General features: G+C 48.9%; 25 protein-coding genes. 5 read left to right on the top strand and 20 right to left on the bottom strand.

What is annotated here, in order from left to right:
- Nucleotides 1-15: 15 nt before the first annotated feature.
- Nucleotides 16-624: a dihydrofolate reductase family protein gene (locus L1F29_RS15165; protein WP_258389136.1), complete on the top strand. Its 609-nt coding sequence runs from the start codon at nt 16-18 to the stop codon at nt 622-624.
- A 385-nt stretch (nt 625-1009) separates the two neighbouring features.
- On the opposite strand, the gene L1F29_RS15160 is transcribed toward L1F29_RS15165, so the two are convergent.
- The 3 genes from L1F29_RS15160 to L1F29_RS15150 all read right to left on the bottom strand — a co-directional run bounded on the left by L1F29_RS15160 (nt 1010) and on the right by L1F29_RS15150 (nt 3463).
- The gene (locus L1F29_RS15160; protein WP_258389135.1) at nt 1010-1987 is read right to left on the bottom strand and encodes a transposase; all 978 of its coding nucleotides are present in this window, start codon (nt 1985-1987) and stop codon (nt 1010-1012) included.
- A 278-nt stretch (nt 1988-2265) separates the two neighbouring features.
- Complete coding sequence (locus L1F29_RS15155) at nt 2266-2880, bottom strand: 5' nucleotidase, NT5C type (protein ID WP_258389134.1); 615 nt, start codon at nt 2878-2880, stop codon at nt 2266-2268.
- Between the two features lie 187 nt (nt 2881-3067).
- A complete protein-coding gene (locus L1F29_RS15150; RefSeq protein ID WP_258389133.1) occupies nt 3068-3463 on the bottom strand; it encodes a VOC family protein in 396 nt (131 codons plus the stop codon).
- A 199-nt stretch (nt 3464-3662) separates the two neighbouring features.
- On the opposite strand from L1F29_RS15150, the gene L1F29_RS15145 reads away from it, so the two are divergent.
- Entirely contained in the window at nt 3663-4742 is a 1080-nt protein-coding gene (locus L1F29_RS15145; protein ID WP_258389132.1) for a DmpA family aminopeptidase, read from the top strand.
- 127 nt (nt 4743-4869) lie between these two features.
- Here the strand turns inward: L1F29_RS15145 and L1F29_RS15140 are convergent, their stop codons facing one another.
- The 7 genes from L1F29_RS15140 to L1F29_RS15110 all read right to left on the bottom strand — a co-directional run bounded on the left by L1F29_RS15140 (nt 4870) and on the right by L1F29_RS15110 (nt 12022).
- Complete coding sequence (locus tag L1F29_RS15140) at nt 4870-6087, bottom strand: amidohydrolase (protein ID WP_258389131.1); 1218 nt, start codon at nt 6085-6087, stop codon at nt 4870-4872.
- 11 nt (nt 6088-6098) lie between these two features.
- Entirely contained in the window at nt 6099-7022 is a 924-nt protein-coding gene (gene pyrF, locus L1F29_RS15135) for an orotidine-5'-phosphate decarboxylase (protein WP_258389130.1), read from the bottom strand.
- A gap of 248 nt (nt 7023-7270) precedes the next feature.
- Nucleotides 7271-7795 (bottom strand): YfiT family bacillithiol transferase, encoded by a 525-nt coding sequence (locus L1F29_RS15130; protein WP_258389129.1) that lies wholly within the window; start codon nt 7793-7795, stop codon nt 7271-7273.
- Between the two features lie 140 nt (nt 7796-7935).
- A complete protein-coding gene (locus tag L1F29_RS15125) occupies nt 7936-9951 on the bottom strand; it encodes a hypothetical protein (RefSeq protein WP_258389128.1) in 2016 nt (671 codons plus the stop codon).
- 212 nt (nt 9952-10163) lie between these two features.
- Nucleotides 10164-10751 (bottom strand): TetR/AcrR family transcriptional regulator, encoded by a 588-nt coding sequence (locus tag L1F29_RS15120; RefSeq protein ID WP_258389127.1) that lies wholly within the window; start codon nt 10749-10751, stop codon nt 10164-10166.
- Between the two features lie 39 nt (nt 10752-10790).
- Nucleotides 10791-11573, bottom strand: a complete 783-nt coding sequence (locus L1F29_RS15115) for a hypothetical protein (protein ID WP_258389126.1) — start codon at nt 11571-11573, stop codon at nt 10791-10793.
- Nucleotides 11570-12022, bottom strand: coding sequence for a VOC family protein (locus tag L1F29_RS15110; protein WP_258389125.1), 453 nt, complete (start codon nt 12020-12022; stop codon nt 11570-11572). The genes L1F29_RS15115 and L1F29_RS15110 overlap by 4 nt, the downstream gene beginning before the upstream one ends.
- A 103-nt stretch (nt 12023-12125) precedes the next feature.
- On the opposite strand from L1F29_RS15110, the gene L1F29_RS15105 reads away from it, so the two are divergent.
- A complete protein-coding gene (locus L1F29_RS15105; protein ID WP_258389124.1) occupies nt 12126-12287 on the top strand; it encodes a hypothetical protein in 162 nt (53 codons plus the stop codon).
- A gap of 33 nt (nt 12288-12320) precedes the next feature.
- Here the strand turns inward: L1F29_RS15105 and L1F29_RS15100 are convergent, their stop codons facing one another.
- The 10 genes from L1F29_RS15100 to L1F29_RS15055 form a co-directional block, all read right to left on the bottom strand.
- Complete coding sequence (locus L1F29_RS15100; protein WP_258389123.1) at nt 12321-13388, bottom strand: GntR family transcriptional regulator; 1068 nt, start codon at nt 13386-13388, stop codon at nt 12321-12323.
- A 147-nt stretch (nt 13389-13535) separates the two neighbouring features.
- The gene (locus L1F29_RS15095; protein WP_258389693.1) at nt 13536-14612 is read right to left on the bottom strand and encodes an RNA-guided endonuclease TnpB family protein; all 1077 of its coding nucleotides are present in this window, start codon (nt 14610-14612) and stop codon (nt 13536-13538) included.
- Between the two features lie 228 nt (nt 14613-14840).
- Nucleotides 14841-15647 (bottom strand): phytanoyl-CoA dioxygenase family protein, encoded by an 807-nt coding sequence (locus tag L1F29_RS15090; protein WP_258389122.1) that lies wholly within the window; start codon nt 15645-15647, stop codon nt 14841-14843.
- A gap of 259 nt (nt 15648-15906) precedes the next feature.
- Entirely contained in the window at nt 15907-16392 is a 486-nt protein-coding gene (locus L1F29_RS15085) for a hypothetical protein (RefSeq protein WP_258389121.1), read from the bottom strand.
- Nucleotides 16393-16440: 48 nt separating this feature from the next.
- Nucleotides 16441-17022, bottom strand: a complete 582-nt coding sequence (locus tag L1F29_RS15080; protein WP_258389120.1) for a hypothetical protein — start codon at nt 17020-17022, stop codon at nt 16441-16443.
- 231 nt (nt 17023-17253) lie between these two features.
- A complete protein-coding gene (locus L1F29_RS15075; RefSeq protein ID WP_258389119.1) occupies nt 17254-18633 on the bottom strand; it encodes a neutral/alkaline non-lysosomal ceramidase N-terminal domain-containing protein in 1380 nt (459 codons plus the stop codon).
- A gap of 471 nt (nt 18634-19104) precedes the next feature.
- On the bottom strand, nt 19105-19563 hold the full coding sequence (locus tag L1F29_RS15070; RefSeq protein WP_258389118.1) for a GNAT family N-acetyltransferase: 459 nt from the start codon (nt 19561-19563) through the stop codon (nt 19105-19107).
- Between the two features lie 51 nt (nt 19564-19614).
- On the bottom strand, nt 19615-20793 hold the full coding sequence (locus L1F29_RS15065; protein WP_258389117.1) for an S-layer homology domain-containing protein: 1179 nt from the start codon (nt 20791-20793) through the stop codon (nt 19615-19617).
- A 209-nt stretch (nt 20794-21002) separates the two neighbouring features.
- Nucleotides 21003-21305 (bottom strand): hypothetical protein, encoded by a 303-nt coding sequence (locus L1F29_RS15060; protein ID WP_258389116.1) that lies wholly within the window; start codon nt 21303-21305, stop codon nt 21003-21005.
- Between the two features lie 205 nt (nt 21306-21510).
- Entirely contained in the window at nt 21511-21714 is a 204-nt protein-coding gene (locus tag L1F29_RS15055) for a hypothetical protein (protein ID WP_258389115.1), read from the bottom strand.
- A gap of 191 nt (nt 21715-21905) precedes the next feature.
- Here L1F29_RS15055 and L1F29_RS15050 point away from each other — a divergent pair, with 191 nt between their 5' ends.
- Nucleotides 21906-23393, top strand: coding sequence for an NAD(P)/FAD-dependent oxidoreductase (locus L1F29_RS15050; protein ID WP_258389114.1), 1488 nt, complete (start codon nt 21906-21908; stop codon nt 23391-23393).
- Between the two features lie 56 nt (nt 23394-23449).
- Nucleotides 23450-24046, top strand: coding sequence for a TetR/AcrR family transcriptional regulator (locus L1F29_RS15045; protein ID WP_258389113.1), 597 nt, complete (start codon nt 23450-23452; stop codon nt 24044-24046).
- Nucleotides 24047-24259 lie beyond the last annotated feature (213 nt).

Genomic DNA, 24259 nt, shown 5'->3' with positions numbered 1-24259 from the left:
AAAGGACGATAGTTCATGCGTAAAATCATTCTATTCATTCACAGTACTTTTAATGGAGTTGTCACTGGCGACCCAAGCGAGGACAAAACCAACTGGGCGGTCTGGAGAAATAGCGCTGGCATTGAGGAAGGTTCTCAGTATCTATTAAATATTTTCGAGACAGCTGATACCATTTTGCTTGGCCGCGGAACCTACGAAGACCTCTCTAGAAAGTGGCCGACTAGTCGAGGGTCCAAACGGGACGATGGAGGTTCAAGCCTGGGTGATAAGATAAACAACGCCCACAAACTAGTTGTAACAAGCGCCCGCCCGCTCGACAAGCTAAAATGGGGAGAATTTGAAGCTCCAAAACAATTGACCGGCAGTAATATAGAAGAGCAAATTAAGGACCTAAAAAAAGGTGACGGTGGCGACATTGTTATTTTCGGTAGTCCAACGCTCGTGCGATCACTTGCAAATGCAAATCTTATTGACGAATATCAGATAGTCATGCACCCGGTTGTGGTCAACGTAGGTGAGCATTTGTTTGACAATCTTAAGGAGCAGAAGGAATTCCATCTCGTGGACGTCAAAACACTTAAGGTAGGTTCCCTCTTGGTAACCTACAGACCCGCTAAAGCTTAGCTCAACCGGGCAGATCATTACTGTCAACACAAACAGCTACCCAGTTGATAAGGTGCAATGGACCGTCTGTTAACACAGCACGCCGACAGGCTGCTCACCTTGACTACCTACGAAGGAACCTTTGATCAAAAACAACATACGTCCAGTGAGTGATCGCGCATGCTTTGAAAAAGATTGATGTTATGTTGTCGCAAGCTTTAACCTTTAGGCATAGTCGTATCCAAAATGGCTAGGAAGCACATATAGTTAACCCTTCAACGTGTTCAACTAATGATTCGGGGATGGTTTTGGCACTATATAGGTCGAAGACGTCCTGCCAAGTTTTAATGGTTCGCATATAATCCCTCCTAAAAAAATGACCCCCTCGAAAAGCAATGTCATTAAGTTAAAATGGAATCCGAAACGGCATGGGAAAAAGCCCTGTGCCGTTTGTTTTTTTGTGCAAGCAAGGAAAAAGCGTACAGCAAACAAAGCGGATGGAATATCCGCTTAAAAAATGTCCATGGAACCGAACCCGAAAGGACATCGGATAAAACAAGTTCTCCTGCAAATCCAAAAAATCAAAGGTAGACGTGGAAGGGACGAACTTGTAAATCTCGGGATTAGCCTTGACCTCTTTGGTTTGTTTTTTGGTGAGTGTCAGATGAACGTCCTGATCAAACTCTCCTCCAGAGGGCAAGCGCAAGCCCGAAAGAATACCATTGGAATCCAAATCCTTTACCCGTATGACGTAGTTCCACCCTTTGCGTTCCATATGCGCGAAATTGTTGTAACTTTCATAACCTCGATCGGCAGTAGCACTGGTTTTGCCTTTGATGGGGGAACGATCAACCATATCTGCCAGTGCCCTTCCCTCGTTGCACAACCTTCGCGGTTGAACAATGGCATCCATGTAAAGTCTATTGCACAAGTCGTAGGCTGCTTTCAAATGCAGGAGGTTATAGCCTTTCGTGTTCGGTTGACTTTGAAAATAGGTGTCCGTGTCCGCAGCGTCCGTTGCGATATGCAAATCCGAGCCGTCAATGGCGAGTAATCGATACCCGCGGTAGTCCTTGAGATCCGTATACGATTGCGTAAAATTCTGAAACAAGAATTCCACAGCGGACGGCAGGATTTTATTCCTCTGTTGGACGAAAGCAGACGTGGTTGCGGTGTTTACGTCATAGCCTTGCGATTCCAAGAGTTCCTTATATATGCTGTTGCCGCCCATGGAGATCAGGAGTTGCATAACCGTTTCAAAGGGCAGCTTTTTCTTTCGGGTAAAATCTTTTTCCGGGTTTTTGACATAAGGTGCTGGTGCGGCTGACATTTCTCGCATAAGGGATGTCAGCGTTTCTTTTAGCGAATTCACGTACTCATTCATTGCGAAACCTCCTCGTTTTTCAAGGGCCGCGATTTTTCTTTTTCGTGCAAAAAAAGAGCGGGCTATCTTTTCGATAACCTGCTCTTTTCTTGATTTTTGAACCGGAGCCTTAACTTAATGACATTGCGTGAACAGGCGCCGTTTTTCTCTTTGAAGAAAAACGGCGCCTGTTTTATCCAGCGGCTCCGGTCAAGCCAGACACACATGTCGGTGAGAAGTTAGTCGGACATATGACGTCACTGCCGCGGGAGTAGTCTTCCTTACCGACAGAACTGCCGCTATCGGACTGCGCTGGCCCGCCAGTATTTTTTTCGGAATGCCGCTCCTTTACCACTGGTTTGTTGGGATTCCAAGTAATCAATATGCTGTTTGACTTCAATCCAGTTTGATGCGCGGTATACGAATTCATGAGTAACGGACAAATTATAGGGCTGCTCATATAGAATCACTGGCTTGTTAAGGAGAGCAAACTCCTCAGCATAGTGAGGGCCATCGTCAATCAACACATCCACATTGGATGTAATACAAGCCTGGAGTTTATTCTCAATAAGGGTAAGATTGTGGTAGTTAATTTTATAGCGCTTCAGCCATTCCACGGTAACCTCGCGAAATAGCATCGGCCGGGCCGTAATAATAGACAGCTGATGCCGATCGTAGAGGTACTGCATAATTTCGACTGCCATCGGTAAAGGCGAGGAGTTCCAATGGATATCATGCCCATATTTCGTATACACCGCTTCTCGCTCTGCATGATCCCACCCATACAAACGATAAATATAAAAATCATTTACATCCTCGGGCGTGAACGATAATCCGGACGCCAAATTATAATATCGCAAATGACTGGTAGTGGCATCCAGAATGGTGTTATCCAAATCTACTCCAATATGCATGGGAATACCGACCCCCAATTCATGTATGGGCTACCTTCTGCGTCCATTATACCATAACCTGGAAGTCTCGCACGACACGTCGTCTGTCTCAATTTTCTGACAGCATTCGATTCCGAGACGAATGTGCCATTCATAATTCATCATCTTCACTATGTTGAAAGTTCCACTCATTTTAACCTTGCGATAGCTAAAATCCGTTATGCTGGACCAGATCGAATCGGTTGCCATATAAATCTTCAAAGACGACTTCCACGCCCCATGGCACATCGCTCGGTTCACCGAAGAAATGAACGCCCCTTGCTTTCATGGCATCGTAATCGCGCCTGCAATCGTCCGTATGGATCACAAGAAAAACATGGTTAGCCGCTTGGCTTCCCAGCCGCGCCACCTTCTCGCTTGTATCCGCTTGAACGAATACAATCGCCGTTTCGTTGCTGGCCGAAGGGGCTACTGCAACCCATCTCATTCCATGGCCAAAGGCGTTGTCCGCAAGCAGCTCGAACCCCAGCTTCTCCGTGTAGAACTGGATGGCTTCATCATAATCCTTGACTAATATCGTAACAAACCCGATTTTTCTGTTCATTCCATGGGCACTTCCTTCCTTCGCAGCTATTTTCACTCACTTGATATCGTTACTCGTACAGTTTATCCAATTATTCGCTCAGCGAAAACACCGACGAGCCTACAGATCAGTGGACATCATAGAAAGAAAGAGAACATAATAGAACCAGCGAGATGAAAGCGATAATAATCACACTTTTCTTGAATGGAGAGAAAACCTGATGAGCAAGAAGCGAATGCGAGAATACGGCTTGTCCGTCGGCTGGCTTCCGGCCGGTACACTCAACAGCATCTCTGACGTCCCTGGCGTATCCGTCGGCCACGTCACATTGAATTCAGATTCTCCCGGCTGCTCCGTGCGGACGGGCGTGACCGCCATACTGCCGCACCAAGGAGATTGGTTCCGCAGTAAAGCAGCAGCCGCCTCGTATGTCATTAACGGCTACGGCAAGACCGCGGGCTTGGTCCAGGTGGACGAGCTTGGGTTTCTGGAATCGCCCGTTATGCTGACCAATACGTTCAGCGTCCCGGCGGTCGCGGAAGGAACGCTGCGTTATATGATGAACGAGAACCATGAAATTGGTGACCAGACCAGCTCCCTTAATGTCGTAACCGGGGAGTGCAACGATAAGCATCTGAACGACATGCGCGGGCTTCACGTTCGACCCGAGCATGCAGAAGAAGCAATTCGGCTTGCCCGTCAAGCAGCTGGGCAGCCTGTTGCCGAAGGCGCAGTTGGCGCGGGAACCGGAATGGTATGCTTCGGCTGGAAAGGGGGCATCGGCACCTCCTCCCGGAAAATTTACGCTGAAGGTCATCCATACCACATCGGGGTACTCGTTCTGACGAATTTCGGTAACCCGGATGATCTTCTCCTCCTCGGACAACCGATTGGCGAGAGGCTCCTTCATCGTTCAACAGAACGGCAGCAGGACGACGGTTCTATCATGATCGTCGTTGCGACAGACCTCCCGCTGGATGCCCGGCAATTGAAGAAGATCGCCAAGAGGGCCGGAATTGGCCTGGCCCGTACCGGCTCGATCGCCCATCATGGAAGCGGCGATGTTGTTATTGCCTTCAGCAACGGCAACCTGATCCCTCATTCGCCTGACAAGGATATTCTCACTATGAACGTGATCCGCGAGGATGGCGAGGTCATCTCGCAGTGCTTCCGGGCTGTCGCGGAAGCAACCGAAGAAGCCATCGGCAACTCCATGTTCATGGCTGAAACCACCCATGGCCAATACGGAAGAACGGTCCGCGCTCTCCCTGTAGAAGAAGTCATTGCCTTCCTTCGTTAAATCGACTGACAGGACACACTTCAAGTGACTAGCTCCGTCATGCAATGGTGCACAGCTCGCTCTTACGACGCTGTGCACCACGCTTATTCACCGCCGCCGTACACCCGGTTAGCCCTCTTCCTTATTTCTAGAAAGCCCCCGAAGCCAAGTTCCCATTATATAACGTGGCCGATCTTCGCGCTCTTCTGGCAACCGCTTCGGCAGAACAGCTCGCTTCTACGAATACCAGGTTCGCGGGATCGCCGACCCTCGGCCAGACCTGCTCGCCTTCCTTGCTAAGAGGTGTAATTCCTCCCGTAATGTAGCCTAATGCTTGGGAAAGAGATTGCTCGTCGCTGTACCCATACAGCTCCGCCAAGCGTCCAACCTTCTCCAAATGATCTCCGTTGCCGAATGGAGACCAATGATCGGTCATACTATCGGTCCCAAGCCCAACCGTTACGCCATGATCATGAAGCAGCGGAATCGGCATGACAAGACCGCCAATCGGTACAGACGAAGCAATGGACATCCCAAGCTCGGCAAAGCGTGCCGCAAGCTCGGAGGCTGTTCCCGAAGCAATCCCTGCGAAACCGAAAGCATGGCTAACCGTCACCCTGCCATGCCACTTCGCGTCTTCCGTCATGTCGGCAAGCCGGCTCATCGTCGTTAAGCCTGCTTCCCCCCGGTCATGAATATGAATATCGACGCCTGCATTGGACGCAACGGCAATTTCCATAATCGTCTGCAACGATTTCTCGATATTCTCATCGACAGTAGCCGGATCTACGCCGCCTACGAACGTTGCTCCATGCTTCATCGCCTCGCGAACAAGTGGAGCGGCATTGGAGCGGAGAAGCCCATGCTGCGGGAAGGCAACCACTTCATAGGATAGCTTGTCCGAAAAGTTATGCAGCGCTTGCATCGTTGCTTCCAGATTGGATAATCCGATGACCGGATCGATATTGCAATGCGTCCGTACATGCGTGGAGCCGAATCCAAGTATCGTCTCCAGAATGCTCTCAGCCCGATGTTGAGCGGTTGGCAGAAGTTTGGGAAGAAGCTCTCGCTCCTCTTCGATTCGGCCAAAAATACCATTGACGCGTTTCACGGCCTTCCATGGCCCGCTATAATAAGTTTTATCGATATGGATGTGCATTTCCTTGAATGAAGGCAGCATGAGAAGACGTTTGGCATCTACCTTCACGAGATCATCGGTTAACGCTTGATCCGCAGGAATGATTTCGGCAATTACTCCATCCTGTATACGGATATGATAGATATCCGTCATGGTCCCGGATACGGCACCATCCTCATAAATATAACCCTTCTCAAGCCGAACGTTTGTTAACCAGCTGTTGGACATGATGCTCCTCCTCATCGGGTAGCTTTATGGAATCGAACGGCATTAATTTGCTCCTTGGCCGTCGATGCCTCCTCTCTAACATAGCGGATCAGCTCTGATTCTACAATCCTACTCCAGTCACTCCGTTGATTTCGATACGCATAAATAATTCCCCGTGAGGATGAGATGACAGCACCGTTGCCTTTGTCATCGAAGAATTCACTCAGATCCTCCGCTCGTCCGCCTTGGATACCGAACCCGGGAACAAGAAATATCGAGTGAGGCAATGCCCGTCGGAGCTTGGCGGCTTCCTCCGGATACGTTCCGCCGACCACTGCGCCAATATAGGAATAACCGTGGACGCCGGCTGAGTCACCCGCCAGCTTCTCGATTTCCTCCGCCAGCATATCGTATAATACCTTTCCATTCGCTAACTGGAGATCTTGCAATTCATGAGACGAAGGGTTCGATGTCTTCAATAAGAGAAACAATCCTTTATTGTTATCCCGGGCTGCCTGGATAAAGGGCATATAGCCGTCGCTGCCCAAGAAAGGATTGACGGTGACCATATCGCCTGCCATGGTACCTTTCCCCAGATAAGCGCGGGCATAGGCTGCCGAGGTTGAACCGATATCCCCTCTTTTGGCGTCATTGATCACGATCAGATCTTTCGATCGGGCGTAGGCAATCGTTCTTTCCAACGCCTGTATGCCGAAGCTGCCATATACTTCATAGTAGGCAAGCTGAGGCTTGACGGCGATGACTTCATCCGCCACCGCATCTATGATGATTCTGTTAAACTCGAATATTGCATCTGCAATACTTTCATCCGATGATAAATCAACGTCTTCTAGCAAATAATCCGGGAAATATTCCAGATCAGGATCCAGCCCGACAACGAGGGCACTGTTCTTCCTGCTGACTTCTTCTATTAGCTTATCCGCAAAATTTCTCAACTCAAATCCGCTCCCTTATTTGTTCAAACATCGCTTCCAAACCAGCGAAACACGCGTTCATAATAATCCTTCAGGTTATCCCGATGCCATGTTAAAGTGAATGATCTTCATCATGAATGGCCAGTTCCGACGTTTTCTTCAACCGCCGCAGTACGGCAACCAGATCGATATCCGGCCTTTTGCATAGCCCGTTTAACACAGCTTCAAGTAAGCTATTACTGCTATGTACGGAAGTACAAACGATACTTCTATTCCCAACGCATGCGTTCTTTGAGGGAAACGATCTGTGCGGTATGGTGCCGGCCGTGCCAAGCATATCGCTGCATGGCGAGATCCAGACTCATAATGCCATGAGTGGGACTCGTGAACGTCTTGCGGAAATCCTCCGGGGCTAACGAACGAAGCAAGGCGACAAGACGGCTGTGAAGGACGTCCAGCAGCGTGATCGAAAGCTCCACCGGCTCCCGGTAGTCTCTCATCTCAGCCCATATATCCTCCCGGTAGGACGTCGCTGTCGGGCTTTCTTCAGTCAGTGCCCTCTTGAAGCGAATATAAGCATTCATATCGTTATCGGCCATATGATGAATGACCTGCTGGATCGTCCAGCCGCCTGAACGATAAGGCGTTTGCAATTGCTCCATCGTTAGATGTTGAACAGCTGCGCGAAGTCGGGACGCAGCATCAGCAATATCCTCCATCAAGCGGTTACGATCTTCTGGGGTCGGTGCGGGGAACGGCTCGAATCTTCCAATCGGATAACGGTACTGCTCCATAAGCTCACCCTCCCCCTCCCCCTCTCCCTCCAACTGAATCATGTCGTAAATAGAGAACACTCCTTCCATTCCAAAGAAAAAAGGACGCTATCATATCTATGATAATACGTCCTTCCTAATATTACACTATCAATCATGCTCTAGACCTTCAGCTCAACGATAACCATCCCGCGGCCAGGTACATATAGGCTGAATTGAGATCCTTCCGGGAAGACCGGCACGCCGGGAAACCCGGTCAGTACGCGTATCGAAGATATGTTTCGACCTGCATCTATCCTCGCTGACTTGTAGTTATAATAAAGATTGTGAATCAGAATCCGCCAGCTGCCGGGGTTCATCTCCAATACCGAGATCCGGATGAATTCACTGTTCTTGATCACAACCGGTACGCCTGAAGCAGCTTTCATCGTCTCTACGCATCGAAGCAGAAAATCATCATTCATTGGCTTGAAATACAATGCTTTCACCCAAGAAATCGCATCATTGATCTTATCAGACTGCTGCTGCACCGAAGTATCTTCTAGCTCCATGACGAAGCTATCGATGAGTGTGCCGTTCGCATCACGCGTCATGCAGAAATAATGATCAGGCTCACAAGGAAAATTCAATCCAACTGCGACTGCAATTCGAGCCAGCCGCTCGGTCATCTTCCCGATTAGAATCGAAGGTCCATTCCGGTAAGCGGCTGCGAGCGCCAATTCGTTATCCGGCAATAGATGCAGGTTCGCGACAACAATGGTTCCTTGCGCGCGGTCCAGGTCTTCAATGTTGACCATCGTATGGAGAGGCGCTCCTCTCTGCAGCCATTGCTCCATGAACCGGTGAACCGGCCAGCTGCGATTCACGATAAACTCATCTAATGTAGTCTGCAGAGCCGCATCCGACCATACAAGACTGGCTCCGATCGCACGCTCCGGATTTCCGCTGAAGCCAAGCTCCCAGCGATCCGACAGCCACTTCCAGCCGTCGCGGCTTATCCCATCGCCCAGACAGGCCATGAAGCCTGCGGAACTGCGCTTCAGCTCGCCGCCTTCCTGTATGTAAAGATTAGAGAAGGCGTAGATATCCCTCTCGAGAACGGTAGGCGCATGGCTGATCGTGTCCCATTGTTCATTCGTGTCCTGGATGGCGTTCAGGCAAATCAGTTTCACATCCGGCACATACGCCTTAATCGTTGCCAGCATCGCCATGAATTCGGTAATTGGCTCATATTCCATGCCATCCGCCCCGGCCGATAAGGATGCTGCGACAGACTCGACGACAAACCCGTCAATCCCGGTTGCCGCAAGCAGCTTGTAGTCCACCCCGTAACGATACAGCGCTTCGAACGGATCGCGTGTCCATGTGGTGTTCGCGACTGCCTTCTTCCCTTCCTTCCGGATGGCTGTCATAATTTTCTCCCAGAAGCCCGCCCACCTTGCGGCGTGAAAATGTATCCAATCCATCCGTCTATAGTGCCAGATCCATTCGCCGCGCTGCTTCACGGCATGTGCATCATGATCGCAGTTCATGACGATCTCCTGCCCTAATTCGTCTCCGCTGAACCGGACGAATTGTTCGACCATATCGTCGGAATAATCGATTTCAGCAATGCTGAGCCGCGAGCTAGTATAGCCATCGGCTCCATGGTAGCCGTCAAAATGATAATCTCGCATCACAGTCATCAGATCATGGATAAACAAATCCTCGTAATAGCTTCCGTCCTTGAATCGCTTGAGCGGATTGATAACGCCGTACGCATGACCCGACATCCTCATCTCGTACAGCTCCGGATGTGCTCCGCACCATTCTGAAGGACGAAGCTCATTCGGATTATGAACATGAAACATGTCAAAGAAGGCGCAGTATACCGCAATGCCATGCTTCTGAAGCTGCCCGATCAATCCCTTCAGCTGATAGTTGGTCCACTGCTGCCGGTTCCGGTGTTTGCCGTAAGGACGCGCATTGTAGGAGCATACCTCGGGCGGGAGCACGTGCTCCTCCGACATTCCCGGATGTGCGTGAACGAAATCCGGCGTAAACAGCAAGAGCGAGACCGTATCGGGCACGTAACCGACCGTATTCAGATAGGCCTCTACTCCATAATCGTCGCTGGCTTTGTTTTCGAATCCGATTAACTCAATCCATATCCACTTCTCATAACGGCTGTCACTCATGTACGAACCTCCACCTTATTCCGAATTGGCCTTCGCGCTTTCGGGAATGATGTCTGACACGAGATGGGATGCAACCCTTTAGAGCAATTTCTAGATCAGTATACGATAGGATTGTTGAATTTTCTATATAATATATAATGTATTCTCTGCTCGGAGAGAACAAGGAAGACCGGACAAGCAGCACGCTTGTCCGGTCTTGTTCATGACTTGAATTACGTTCTCTTAAATCCGTCCAGCATACTGGAGATAATGATCGTCGTCTGCTCCAATGCATGCTCATAGTCCGGCATCTGAGCAATCCAGAGCGCTGATTCATTCAGCGCACCGGATAGGCAGTGCGTCATAGCTTCGATCGATACAGACTTAAGGCTTCCTTCCCGCTCCATGATTTCGAGCTGTCCCCTCAATAGGCGCATGGAATTGTTCTCGTCCATCACGCGCCATACCTCCCAACCAAGTACGGCTGGGCCATCGACGAGCATGATGCGCTTGCAATGCGGTTCAACGGCTGCCGCAACGAATGCAAGACATCCCCCCAGCAGCTGCTCCCAGAGGTCATCGGACTTGGCAGCCTCCGCTTCTACCCGCTCCGCGATCTCTTTCTGTACCGATTCCAATACGGCAAGAAAGAGTCCTTTCTTATTTTTAAAATGATGATAGAGCGCCCCGCGCGTCACTTCGGCTTCCTTCGCAATTTCTTCAAGGGCTGAATCGGCAAAGCCGAGCTTGGTGAAATGTGCTCTCGCAACTTCGATCAGCTTCTGAATCGTTTCATTGGTTTCTTCTTTGTTTCTTCTCATGAACGCTATGGTCTCCTGTCGATATCGCTGCTTCCTATATTAGCATAATTCAAGCAACTTCAACGCTGCCGAATCGCCGGATTTCGTCAACGTCCGCAAAGAATGACGTGCCATCCAGGGGTTATACGGCCCAACGCGGTTCAACCGGTCATGCAGCCAATCAAGCGCGACTTGCTTATGGTCCTTCGTCAAATCATTCACATGGTTTGCCACTGATTTTCTCACATAGAAGGAAGGATCATTCCATAATGGCCCCAGCAAAGCTAGATTATGTGCAGGATCACCCTTAATAACCGGAATCCCTTTCGCCCAAGGAAGACGGGGGCGGGTCCCTTCGCTGACAAGGCGCCGGACGTGAGGATTGGGATCGCATGTCCACGTTCTGAGCTGCCGGATCGTTGCGTCCGGATATATATTCAGATAAGGACGAATGGCATATTCCGAGGTATGCCGCTTCGTAATCTCATACATGGCGTGCATCGAGATTTCGTAATGCTTGAGGCCGTACTTCTCGACGAAATAGGCAGCAGGCATCAGAAAATAGCCATTGTTGAACATGCCTTCTTCGGTTTCATTCTCCGGACCAAGAATATTCAATAGAATGCTTATTGCCTCTGGATAACGGTCGGGCAAAGCTTCTCTCAGTTCATCGGCAATGACAGCCACTCTGCCCTTCAGTTCAAGCGGCTCCACCCGCTCGGTTATCGCGGCAATAAATTTGCAGGCAGGGAAATCCGGATAATGAGATTCTATGAGATTGGCAAGCCGAACAGCCAGCTCGCTCCCGAAATAGAGCTTCAACGGCTTCACGGATGAACTCATTCGCTCTCACCATCTCCCGTATTCAACCACACCTTCTCCGCATACTGCTCACGCTCAGCTTCCGATGGAGGAATAATCTCAATAATATCCAGCAGTACACCGTTCGGATCGCTTGTGATAAAATGCCGCTGTCCAAACTCCTCATCTCGAAGCTCAAGCTCAAGCGGAAGCTTTTCCTCCTCAATGAGTCTCTTAAACTCCGTATCCGCGTGGTCGACTTCAAAGTTGAGGATCAGACCCTGTACCTTTCTTCTATATATGTCGGGTATTGTCGGATGCGAAGCATCCAAGATTGCCAATTCATACGCTGCCCCGCCGTTATTCAATCGGAGACTTACATACCAGTCCGCTTCATATACCGTTTCAAACCCAAAATAATTTTTGTAAAAATCAGCGCTAATGGCGACCTTGTCCGTCAGAATAACGGGATAGAAACTCGATAGATGCACGGGCAACAGCTCCTCTGAATGATGATGTTTATTTTAACATACATACTGTATGTATGTAAAATAATTATAGAAGCGCCGATTCCGCGTAGCACCGAATCCAGCCGTGCGACACGACGGCATCCCTTACCGGCTATCAAGCAAACAAAGCCAGCAGATGCTGATGGCGAACCCGGGCAAAAAACAACGCGCTACAAGGATCGCCCTGCAGGATGCCATGATGGCGGCTTACAGGGCGATTCGCTCATCTCCGATCAAGCTGGACTGAACCTGACGAATGACAATCGATCTTCTCTTCTAGCTACATATTTCTCTCGAAACCGCATTTCACCAGCCGACCTCGGAGCAAATATCGGCCGGCTCGCCAATTCCTTCCTTCATTGTTCTGGGCGGCAAGGCGCTGATAAACTTTTTCCGCCATCTCTATCATCGGCTGCTCGTAAGCCGTCATCGGATAGTCGGACATCTCGGTCAAATAGTCGACCGTTGCGAGGGGAAAATGCTGCAGCCCTCTTTGCTGCATATGCCGGGCTACGGCAAGGCCGATGCCGCCGCTAATGCAAATGATTCCCAGGGGCTCATCAGCCTTCAAATGAAGTGATTCCAGCAACAGTGCCGTTTCAGCCTCGACATTCGTGTTCCATCCAATCGTGAGGATCGTTCCGCTTCCTCCACTGGCGTCCATGAATGCCTTTTCCCGAAGCACCTCGCTGGACAGAGTCAGCCCTTCAAAGCCGATAAATACTATGGTACCGTCAAAACGGGAGCGCATATCCTCATATAGGGAGTACACCGCGTGATAATGATCAAGGCATACGATATCGGCAACGTCCGTATCGAACTGCTGGTCGAAGATGACGAAGTTCATCCCTACCGTCTGGAGACGCATGAGCAGGCCGAAGTCGATATCGTCGGTTTGCGGCCAAATGACCGCATTGCGTATCCCTTTTTGGATAAAGCGGAAGAAGAGCTTGTCGGAACGCAGCGCTTTACCCTCGTAATCCTGCTTGAACAGCATGAGTGATCCGTTCTTGTCGGCAGTTTGTTCGAAATGCTCCATGAACAGGGCGAAGAACGGATCGTGTACGGCTGCCACCAACGCGATCAAGTCCATGTTTCCGGAAAATCCGCCTTTGCGTGCCCGAACCAGGGTTCCTTGACGCGGAACCCCTTCCAGAAGTCCCTCTCGCTTCAATTCGTCCAACGCTTTCCGGACCGTCACCCGGCTTAGGCCCGTTTGCTCGCAGAGTTCCTGCTCTGTCGCCAGAACGCCGCCAATCGGATATTCGCCTTGAATTATTTTTTTTACGATCTCGTCTTTTAAGCCGTCATACAAGGACATGCCGATCACCTTTCCAAATAAGTTCACTGATGGAACATAGACTCGCATGCCCTATAAACTTTTTCATGTGACATGCTCCCACCACTTATAGAAGTGGGGGCTTCCCAGGACATACCTAATAACCTAGATATCATTACTGGGCTATCTCCGCCTGCCCGGCGGTTCTCTATTCATCTATGCCATACCTAACAATCGAATCCCTTCGGCCCGTATGTTTCCGGCAGCATTTTCATCCCTCTGATGGAGCGTGCCACAACCCTCACAGACCCAAACTCGATCCTTAAGTGTCCGTTCCGTGTTGATCGTACCACACGTTCTGCAAAGCTTGCTCGAAGGATACCATTTATCGATCCGAACAAGCGACTTACCACGTTCAGCCCGTTTATACCCAAGGAACGCCCTGAACATGCCGTTTCCGTTATCCATCGTTGCTTTTCCGAGTGATAGGGATTGGGACATGGCTTTCATGTTCAGATCTTCCACAACGACTGCATCCCAAGCTTCAGCCAGCTGCCGACTCTCTTTGTGCAGGTAATCTTTCCGCTGATTGGATACTTTCTCATGGAGACGGGCTATCCGAAGTTTTTGTTTCCTCCAGTTCGAGCCACCCTTCTTCCTTCTGGAGAGGACTCTCTGGGCTCTCTTCAGCCGAACTTCCATCTGGCGCAAATATCTCGGAGAATTCGCGGATGTCCCGGTGTGGTCGATATATAACGCCTTTGAACTATAATCCAGACCCAGTACTTTTTCACGACGGGGGATCGTATGTTCTGCGTCTGCCGTATACTCGGTCAGGATCGAAATGTGGTATTTCCCATTTGAATTGCGGCTGATCGTTGCCGATTTGATTTCATGTCCATCCGGAATTTGCCGGTGGAGCTTGATTCGGATCTCACCCAGTTTAGGGATACGGACATGCTTCCCGTCTGCTGCGATTCGAACCGTCCCCTTCTGATTATTGGTTGTGTAGCTCTGAACCGGGTTTTTCCGACTTTTGAACTTCGGATACCCCATGTGCTTGTCCCGAAAGAAGTTCCGGAAGGCGGTCTTCAGGTTTAGCTCCGCATTGCACAAGGCGAGGCTGTCCACTTCTCGCAGCCAGTCGAACTCCATCTTGAACGCTGCTGGTGTCCGATACCTCTGCCGCTTCAATTGCTGTTTATCCACTTTATAATATTCGTACTTGACTTGACGTTCAGCCAGCATCCGATTGTAGAGAAACCGAACACAGCCGAATGTTTTACGAATCATCGTCTCTTGCTCTGTTGTGGGATAGATTCTGAACCGATAAGCCTTATTCACGTGATCACCCCTATTCGTTGATTATACCACAAATAAGGAATGTATGTTCGTATATTATCGACAAACAAAATACTAAAAACACTGATTCATCCCCCACCTACACGCTCACTACGTGAGTTAGGAAGTTTAGAGGTGGGGGGACTTCTCGGATTATAGGATAAAAATCAGCCCCCGACGCTACTTCGTTTTCGGCTTGACGACCTCATCTCCCTTATGGAAGTCGGTCGCGAGCCGGGCGTAACGCTCGACGGGCACCTGGCCTTGACGGTTCAAGCCAGGCGCATCCTCGCCTCGCATCATATAGATATTCAACTTGTCGTCGCCGCCTGTATGCCGCACATTGATTCCAGAATAGCGGATCGTCATGCCGATTCGCCAACGATCAGAAACATTTGCAGGAGAACCGTGCACGATATTATCGTCATGTAATGACAATTGGCCGGCTTGAAGGCAAAGCGACTTCGCTTGCGAAGCGTCGAAAGCGCCTTCTTCAAGTTCTAGCGTAAGGATTGAATCGGTAGCGATGCGGCGATGTTTGATCAGTCCTGCTCTATGGGTGCCGGGAATGACCTGCATGGCGCCGTTCGCCTCGTCCACATCTGTGAAAGCTAGCCAGACCGTGACGGTATTGTGCGGCTTGAGCGGCCAGTAGTATGCATCCTGATGCCATGCGACGGTATCCTTGGAATGTGGAGCTTTACCGAAAAACTGGGTTCCCCACATGAAGAATTCCGGACCGAGGATTCCTTCCACATAGTCTAGTATTGGCGGGTGAGTGCAGATGTCGTAGATCCACTTGCTTTTCATATGCCAATCGCGAATATGAATGATTTGCTCCCCCGGCACAAGCAGCTTCTCCAGTTCCCGAAGCTCTTCTCGAAGTTTTTCGACTTCCTCGTTCGAAAATACGGCAGGCAATCCAAGCAAATAACCATTTTGCTTATAGTCATTCTTCTGCTGTTCCGTCAACCGGTAGAATGTCAACTTCGATCACTCCTCATGTATAAATTGTATTATCGATAAATACAATTAGAGAATAATGGAACATCCAAAAGTTGTCAATCCTCCATTTGAAGGACAAAGAAATGCCAAGAATCCATCAGCACTTACTTGCAATTTTTCGCACCCGATCCCCTACATGTGGTACGAGCCACAGGCAAGAAGACGACCGATGCTTTCATCAGTCGCCTTCATTTGGATGTAAGCAGCTTTTTAAGTGAAAATATCGTCCCAGAACGCCCAATCACGGAGTTATGACTGTATTGGTTTTGTTATAGACTTTAATGTCATTCGCATTGACATTCTGCCCGATATAAGCGATCCATAGGTCAATGCCCTCAACTTGTATGTGCTTCGCTTCTTCTTCCAGGATTTGAATACGATCCACCTCTGGATTAGATGTCGTTATGACCGTCATGCTGAAAGGCATACTCGTCTTTCCAGTAATAATGTACGAGTATTCATCGGGACTTAACGAGCCGACGCCATCAATAACTTTCCAATTGCCTTTGGTCTGTTCAAGATAATGAATGGAGATCAAGCCGTCCTGCATCATGTTAAATGCCAATATCCCTTCATCCTTGACTTCATAATGGGAGGTCTTCTCGTAATTAGGTACCGCAGCTAATGCGTGTTCGATTTGGGACAGGCCGAAGCCCTTACCGCTATTACAAGTCGTGGTAAGGAGCATCGTAATAATCGTAAACATGAGTAGACGATTCAACTTCATCATAACTGCTCCTTTATCATTGGAGGTGACGACGAGCCGCCGTTGGCGCTATTCCGTCACCGTAAAATCAATCTGTGATTTAATCGTATAATCCTCTTCCTTGTCCTCGCCGTCAACTTTCGATTCCACATAGAAATCAGCAAACCCGTCTACGACATAATAACCTGCGGGAAACCCGTCCGCCCAAAGACTTTTTATAAAATCGATATAAGCCCGTTCGTCGGTTTCTCCAAAGCCCCCGCTGTTCTTATATTCTTCTCGAAGCGGCTCGCCTCTCTTGAGCGTTGTGTTCAACAAAGGCGTATTCATATTATAGCCTATGCTGTAACCACGCGTTCTCTCTTCAATTGGAAAGGAGAACGGCGATGCGGCATGATAAATCGTGATCGAATCCTGCTCCCCGATATATTCTAACTCTGCATAGATCTTGACGGTTTCGCCTAAGCTGTATTCTGCCTTCTCCGTGACAAGACGATAAATAAAATCGCCATCGGCCGTCACCGCATTTTGCTTATTTAGAATGTCAACCTTAACTGTTCCGGGATCCTCTGACTCCTGTTTTTCTTTGGAACCGCAGCCTGTTATGAAGATCAATATGGACATGAACCCTAATAAAATGGAAGCCTTCATCCCAATCACCTCGCGTGCATTTGTAATCTCTAACGTTGCCTGAGAGGATAATGTTCCATCATTTACTGGATATGTTTCGATCACGGATCATAAGTAAAAAAAACCGCGAAAATCGCGGCTGTAGGACAGATATTTTTCGTACCGTGCGGAGCTCCCAGCGCAAGGCGTTTCGCTGCAAGATGGCGATTGATCGACCACAAGCGCCCTTCCTGAGAGAGGGGCTTATGTTTCTTACAAGCTGTCTAAGACTTGCAGAATTTGATCCGCAAGCAGATCAGCCGCCTCGGGGGCGAATGCCGTTTGAAGAACTTCATAGCCACCCTCAGCGAAGGCTTCGGCCGTCGCAAGATAACCGTTGGCCCCATTGGAATATCCGCTGAACAATGTGTATGGGAATGGGGAGTGCGCTCGAATTCGCTTTCCTGTTGCAGTAAACGGTTCTAACGGTACCCCGATCAACACGGTATCGCCGACTCGAATGAAATGGGCTTCGATCTCCGCGAACGGTTTGCCATAAAAATTCCTTGAATACCGGAGCGCCATATTATTACGCTTCAGTTGGAAATTTGCTTCGCTTATTTGTTCTGCTGGAGCGTTACCGTCTCTTAGAGCGGTCAGTTTGTCGACGAGCTCTGTATTGATTTTCTCCAATTCATTTGTCGGCTTAAGATCACCTACGGGCAGTGAGAGCTTGTGCGATAAGACTTGAAAAGCAACCGGGTCCTGCGGCTTGCGTGTACGTGACCATATCCCCAGGCTCGCTCCAGACTCGACAACCTCGGAGAAGCTGTAGCGGAACTGTTTGTTTCTCGCTTCAAGCAGCGCTTGCGATGCTGCACAGCCCAGCATGGTGCCCATGTCTTGAACGACATCCATTCGATCGAGGAAGCCGCCTGGACCCGGACCGATGTCGCCCGTTGCCCCCTGCAGGAAGAGACAAATCCCGCCCACAGTTTGTTCGACGAAACGTTTGGTTACGCCGGGATAATCGGGGCTTGCTGCTTGGTTCGTATAACCGAGTGTCGTCGGGTGAGCCGCATAATGGACGATACTTGCCACAAGCTTGCCCTCCTCATCGTCGAATCGCACGATAGACACGGTGGGATCCGTCTCTCCGGATTCATTGAATCCGGTAATGATTCTGCCGCTATCCAGCGTCTGTCTCCTGTTCTTGCCTATGGAGCAGGCGCCGTATTCCGCATGTACCGAGACGGTTACTTGCCGATTGGCAGCTTCCACGGCAGCGCTGACGGACTGCTCGATCAGATAGCGGACGTACAGCTCGACGAGATCGCGATTGGGTGCATGCGAGGCGTCGCCGACAACGGGCCCCGCATGGGTATGCGTGGTGGAGACGCGGACCTGCAGCTTGTCGATGCGGAGTGCTGCCGCGATGGCAGTTCGAATCTGATCCGCTTGCAGGTTCGATAGAAGACAAAGATCGAGGTCCAATACGACTGCAGCTGTTTGACCGTCCCCGAGAACGAGAGCCGTACACCAGAAATCCGATTCAATATGAGTAGGCGTTATATGCGTTTGCGCCCCCCAGCCTCCTTGCGCCATCGTTAACGGGGGATTAATAACCGCGCGGGCGGCTCCTGCTTTCAGCATGCCATCATCTCCATAAATTGGTTTCTTCTGCATGTCTTGTAAGATTACGAGCTTAGTTAAACTCGTATAGAAGGCGAAGCAGCAGCAATCAGATCATGTGCGTGGACTTTTCCGGCGCTGTAACGCCTTTTTTGGGTCTTACAGCTAGATCAACCGCCAGTGCTCGGGCTGTAACGCCTTTTTAGGGACTTACAGCAAAGCCTATCTAGTAGTCTCCTAGTACTTGCTAATAAAATAACAAGTGCACGCATACAAACTGCCTACACTGACGTCAAAGCGATCCGCTTCACGGCCAATCCGTCACCATAACTTCCACAATTCAATATTATAACAGCTGAACCAGCGCATGAAGGCGGCGGAGGGATGCGTTGTGCGGCCGACTCAAGTCCCTTCAGACCGTATTCTGGGGCATTGCCTCCGCGACCAAATCTTACTCTTTCGGCCGGCCATCCCATACCGCTCCCTCCTATGCTAACTGTTCGTCCAGTCCACCGGTACAACCCTTATATATTTCTTGAACGCCTTACTAACGGTGCCGTTATAGCCTGCGCGCTGAAAGAAGCGGTGCGCCTCTTCTCTTTGAGTGCCGCTCATCAAGCAAATTCGGGTACAATGCCTGGATACACATAAATCCTCCACGTGCGCCAGCAATGAACGGCCGATTCCTTTACCGCGAGCTTCCTCAATTACGAATATGTATTCTACCATTCCATAGGGTCTGAATTCGTACGCCGGATCCATACACAATGTAAGAAATATAGTTCCCAGCAGATCTCCGTTATCTTCGTAGACGAATAAGAAATTGTTGGGATCCTGCCTGATCTGCTCGATCCTCTCCGGCAGAACGTTGATGTTCCTGCTCGCCGGAGCTAACGATCGGTAGAATCCATTTAGTATAATAGAATCGTCCTTCACTGCTTCCCTAATCATTCTTGTTCACACCCCTATGACCTTTCAACCATCGACCGGCAGCGCATTCCTTCAGAAGAAATCGCCTCGCGCGAAAGGATACCAAGAAACATTGATATAGTTGACGGTAAGCGTTTGTTTATCAAATAGGAACGAGATCACATACACGTTGTCGGCTTTGTTCAATTGATAAAAAGAGGTCAAGGATCGAATCGTCCCGTCTTGCATCACCTCATAATAATAGTTCGCCACTCCGTCGCCGTCATAGCCTGCGGTTCCATATTTCTTCAGAACGTCGAAGAGTGTGCTTTGACCAAGGACTATGCCTTTTTTCGTTTGAAGCCCGTCACCCTCATGAATATCCAAATCGATTTTCCACGAATCGAGCTTACCATTTTCATTGAAATGAATGGAGAAGGAAGGGTATGTCTCACTATCGAAAACATCCAGCCCGGCGGATGTGCCATACAGGCTTCCGATCGATTCCCTGGAATCACCTAGCTTCAATAAAGATTTTGAATTCCCCTCAAAAAGGTTCAAATCTTCCTTCGTAATCGGTTCAGTGCTGAAATCAGGCATTCTAACCGCTTCTTCAACCGGAAGTTCCGGCAGCAAGCTGTGGTCAGAGAGCGCTTTCGGACGAGGTTTGACATCCACCATGCCCTTCAAGATCAGACGGCGTATCCATTGAATCGCCTCTGCCCGTGACAAGGTGCCATCCGCATCGAAACCCTTCTCCGTCGCTAAGGTGATGCGATTCGCAAGCCCATTGCCAACCACATAAACAATAGCATCTCGGCCTTCATAATGAAAACCCTGCGCGGCAGCAATAATTTCTGCTGCTCTTCCGCGGTTGATTGGCGCAAGCCGAAGCTCAGGCTCAGCGGATCCAAGCACCGGATGATTCCAAGATGCAGCTAATCGATACGCGCCTTCGGTCCAGTTATATTGAACACTGCTAGGTAGAGCAATACCGAAAGCGCGGTACATGACTTTCAGAAATTCGGCCTCCGAGATCGATTTATCCGGCTTAAAGGTTCCATCCGGGTAGCCATTGATGATGTTCGTTCTTATTGCCCATTGAAACAATTGCTCCGCCCAATGATCATCGAGGTCTGACGGCTGAACCCGTAACCCCTTCCACTCCCGTTCTATTGTACTGTCCGGTATCGACGACTGTGCCGAAGCTGTCCCTCCCGCAAGCATGGTTGCCGCAATCAGACCAACCGCCGCGCGTTTCAATTTCACCATGAAAAGCACGTATCCTTTCCGTAAATATGAATGATAGGGACATGTACAGAAACTTGTCGCTCCCCTTCGATTTATATCGTAATACAAGCCGTAATTTGTGTATACCAAATGACAAGCTAATATCGTAAAAGGCCGCGGAAACCGAAATTTCCGCGGCTCAATACATCTCAATTTATAGCGGCAATAGCATAACCAGGACACTATGACCGCTAGAGAAGGTGCTCCAACCCTGCCAGCAATGATTTCGCAGCTGCGGCGGTGATCTTCTTGCCGCTTTGCTTATTTACGGTTCGGGCAAAACTATTCAGATTGCCTTTCTGAATATCTCGCAGCAGATCTCTGGATAACGATGCCTGCTTAAATTGATAGAGGGTATATTGATTGACCAGCGCAGTTAAGGCATCGCGTATGGCAACTGCATCACGGAGCAGCATTGCGGCTGCATCGCTTGAAACCTGTATGATCGGCGCTGTCCGATCCAGCTGTATGACGGACGTTCGTGCCTGCTCCACATTCCCGGCCTTGTCCGTTTAACAGTAGAGCATGTTATAACGGCCATCCGTATCCAACGATACGGTACCTGCATATGGCAGCCAGGTCGTACCGCCGTCCATGCGCTGTATTCCGTTAACGCCACACCTGACAAATTGTCGGATGAAACAAGCGTGATCCGAACGGCTTCGTTATGCCAACCGCCTTGGCACTGTGTCAATGGCGTTACCGCGGCTGTAGTCGTGGGACTGTCTTATCCAGCGAGATGGAAACCGATCCGTAGCCTCTCAATCCGGCAGCATTCGTTGCGTAGCCCGTAATGAGCTGATTGGCCTCCTCCGTACTGACTAACATAGGAGGATCGACCGTCAACGGCAGCGAGCTCTCTTCATCTTCTGCAGTAAACTCCACCAAGACATATTGTACCAACCGTGACCCCATAACAAATCGCGTAAATCGCGGCGTTTTTGGTGACATGAATGTGGTCAATGCATTCTTCAGTTAATTGTGTTGACAGCTTACATAAATTGGTTTATTCTTTCATTGAACGGTTCAACCGATCAACAATCAATAAAATAGCGATAGCGAGAATTCATTTTCATTATTGGAGGGGAATTTTCATGACAGAAACGAATTTAGCAGTTACAGAAGGAAATTCAAAGCGTGCTATTATTATTGGGGGAGGAATAGGCGGATTACTGACTGCTAAAGTTCTTTCCGGGTACTACGGAGAGGTATTGATTGTAGATAAAGATGATTTACCTGAAAAACCTGAGAATCGCTCCGGTACTCCTCAGGATTTTCAGCCACATCGTTTAACACCGCGCGGGAGTATGATTATGAATCGCCTCTTTCCTGGATTTAATAATGATTTACTGGCAAGTGGAGCACCCTCGTCACTCAACAAAATCGCTCATTTAAGCAATCCATATGGAAGCCACGCGATGCCAAACCCAGAGGATGAAGCGACGTTTAGCAGAGCCTTACTGGAATGGGTTTTTCGTGAACGCGTGAAAAAGATTCCAAATGTTCGGTTTCTTCTCAAACAGGACGTAATTGGTTTATTAACAAATTCGAAACAGACAGCTGTCACAGGGATCACTGTACGGGATCGCGGTCAATCAAGACAGCAGAAAACATTCGCAGGGGATCTGGTATTGGATGCAAGCGGACGTTCTTCCAAGCTGGTGATATGGCTTCAAGAATTAGGTTATACAATACCCAGACCTGACATTTTAAAGGTCTCTCTTGGATATAGTACTCGCCATTATCGGATCCCCTCCCATCTGGCGGAAAAATGGGATGTTATTCGAGTAGATGGGAATCCCGTAAAGAAGGAATTCACAGGGGTCTTTTCCATTGTTGAAGATAACCGTGCAGAAATGTTGCTTTGGGGTGCGGGTGGACGCTACCCTTCTACGAAAGCTGAAGAGTTTGAACAAACCGTTGCTCACCTTGCAGACCCGTTCATTGCAGAAGTTTTACAGGGACTCGAGCCTCTCACTTCCCCTCGAGGTTATCGAATATCCGAATTGAGCCGTCAGCACTTCGAACAAATGGAAAAATGGCCCTCCGGATTATTAGTTTTGGGAGACGCATTGTGCAATTTTGATCCGATTTATGGTCTGGGAATGACCATGGCAGCGATAGAAGCGGAAATGTTGGAGCAATGTTTAATAGAGCAACGTGCAAATCCCACCCCTCATTTTGAACAAAAAGTACTTCAAAGACTACAGGATGCGATTGAGCCTGCCTGGTGGTTGAATTGCGTGTCTGATTTACAATGGTCCGGCGTTGAATATAGGGGTCAACCCTTGGAAGGGATTGATTTTGCCCAAAAATACTTTAATTTATTTCTACAAGAGGCAACTACGAAACAAAATTTCGAGCAATTTTTATTGTATTGGGGTGTAAATTCATTATTGTTCTCCCCGCGGGTAATGATCGATCAACATATGGTAAGCTCTATTCTTGCTGATGCATCTACCGCTGACAAACAATGGTTTCATGAGTTTTTTAAAAAAAGGGATCAGACATTGGATGAATATTTGGATCAATTACCTTCATTCTCTGGAGCATCCTTTGTATCATTTCCACCGGAAAGTTAAGCCATAAAATTAAGCCATAAAACAAAGGCAGCAACTAAAAAGGAGCGAAACGTACATTGTCACCGATGAACGAAGAACAACTGCAACATATTCGTGATGAACGAAAAGAACAGATTATGGCAGCGGCGCTTAAGATTTTTGCACGGAGAGGCATCATTGGGACAAAGTTGAGCATGATTGCCACAGAAGCGGGTATTAGTCAAGGTCTTCTATACCACTATTTTAAATCGAAAGACGAGCTTTTCATTATACTTATTCAGGAGGCTATTCAAGAATCAATAGACGGTATGAAGAGCGTCTACCAATTACCCGGATCGCCTATTGAAAAATTAAGAGGAATGACTCAGCTCGATCAAGAGGGACAGCTTTATTTTATGCTGATTCACCAGGCACGTACATCAGACGGAGTACCTGAGGAAGCAAAACAGCTTATTGCACAGTACTCCATGGACTCCTATGTTGTCGATATCTTAGAGCCCTTATTCATTGAAGGGCAGAAAGTAGGCGAATTTGCACAGGGAGATCCCCGGAAGCTGATTTCCGCTTATTTTACGGTCGTTTCTGCCCTTATGACATTGAGTATTCATGAAGATGAAGCTTATCAAATGCCAGAAGTTGACTTTTTATTGCGGATTGTAACAGGTCGTCCATGATAAATACGGCGGGTTCTCCTCTTCCGCAAACAACGGTCTCGTCTTCGCAAGCGACAGAGCTGAAAGCAGCGGCAGTACAACCAAACCCAGCTTCATAAACTTGTTCGGAGCCCAAGCATTCACGCCTCTCCTTCGTTCTCAATAAAGAATATGTCATTCTTTATCGAGAATACCATGGGCATCTTATTTTTCTAATATATGGTACATTATTCT

The sequence above is a fragment of the Paenibacillus spongiae genome, from assembly GCF_024734895.1.
Taxonomy (GTDB): domain Bacteria; phylum Bacillota; class Bacilli; order Paenibacillales; family Paenibacillaceae; genus Paenibacillus_Z; species Paenibacillus_Z spongiae.
Note: the sequence above shows the minus strand (reverse complement) of the source record. Positions and strands in the feature narration are given on the sequence as shown.

Excerpts from the sequence above, each read along its gene's own strand:
- L1F29_RS15165 (WP_258389136.1), top strand. The coding sequence starts at position 16 with ATGCGTAAAATCATTCTATTCATTCACAGTACTTTTAATGGAGTTGTC.
- L1F29_RS15160 (WP_258389135.1), bottom strand. The coding sequence starts at position 1,987 with ATGAATGAGTACGTGAATTCGCTAAAAGAAACGCTGACATCCCTTATG.
- L1F29_RS15155 (WP_258389134.1), bottom strand. The coding sequence starts at position 2,880 with ATGCATATTGGAGTAGATTTGGATAACACCATTCTGGATGCCACTACC.
- L1F29_RS15150 (WP_258389133.1), bottom strand. The coding sequence starts at position 3,463 with ATGAACAGAAAAATCGGGTTTGTTACGATATTAGTCAAGGATTATGAT.
- L1F29_RS15145 (WP_258389132.1), top strand. The coding sequence starts at position 3,663 with ATGAGCAAGAAGCGAATGCGAGAATACGGCTTGTCCGTCGGCTGGCTT.
- L1F29_RS15140 (WP_258389131.1), bottom strand. The coding sequence starts at position 6,087 with ATGTCCAACAGCTGGTTAACAAACGTTCGGCTTGAGAAGGGTTATATT.
- L1F29_RS15130 (WP_258389129.1), bottom strand. The coding sequence starts at position 7,795 with ATGGAGCAGTACCGTTATCCGATTGGAAGATTCGAGCCGTTCCCCGCA.
- L1F29_RS15125 (WP_258389128.1), bottom strand. The coding sequence starts at position 9,951 with ATGAGTGACAGCCGTTATGAGAAGTGGATATGGATTGAGTTAATCGGA.
- L1F29_RS15120 (WP_258389127.1), bottom strand. The coding sequence starts at position 10,751 with ATGAGAAGAAACAAAGAAGAAACCAATGAAACGATTCAGAAGCTGATC.
- L1F29_RS15115 (WP_258389126.1), bottom strand. The coding sequence starts at position 11,573 with ATGAGTTCATCCGTGAAGCCGTTGAAGCTCTATTTCGGGAGCGAGCTG.
- L1F29_RS15095 (WP_258389693.1), bottom strand. The coding sequence starts at position 14,612 with ATGATTCGTAAAACATTCGGCTGTGTTCGGTTTCTCTACAATCGGATG.
- L1F29_RS15085 (WP_258389121.1), bottom strand. The coding sequence starts at position 16,392 with ATGAAGTTGAATCGTCTACTCATGTTTACGATTATTACGATGCTCCTT.
- L1F29_RS15080 (WP_258389120.1), bottom strand. The coding sequence starts at position 17,022 with ATGAAGGCTTCCATTTTATTAGGGTTCATGTCCATATTGATCTTCATA.
- L1F29_RS15075 (WP_258389119.1), bottom strand. The coding sequence starts at position 18,633 with ATGCTGAAAGCAGGAGCCGCCCGCGCGGTTATTAATCCCCCGTTAACG.
- L1F29_RS15070 (WP_258389118.1), bottom strand. The coding sequence starts at position 19,563 with ATGATTAGGGAAGCAGTGAAGGACGATTCTATTATACTAAATGGATTC.
- L1F29_RS15065 (WP_258389117.1), bottom strand. The coding sequence starts at position 20,793 with ATGGTGAAATTGAAACGCGCGGCGGTTGGTCTGATTGCGGCAACCATG.
- L1F29_RS15050 (WP_258389114.1), top strand. The coding sequence starts at position 21,906 with ATGACAGAAACGAATTTAGCAGTTACAGAAGGAAATTCAAAGCGTGCT.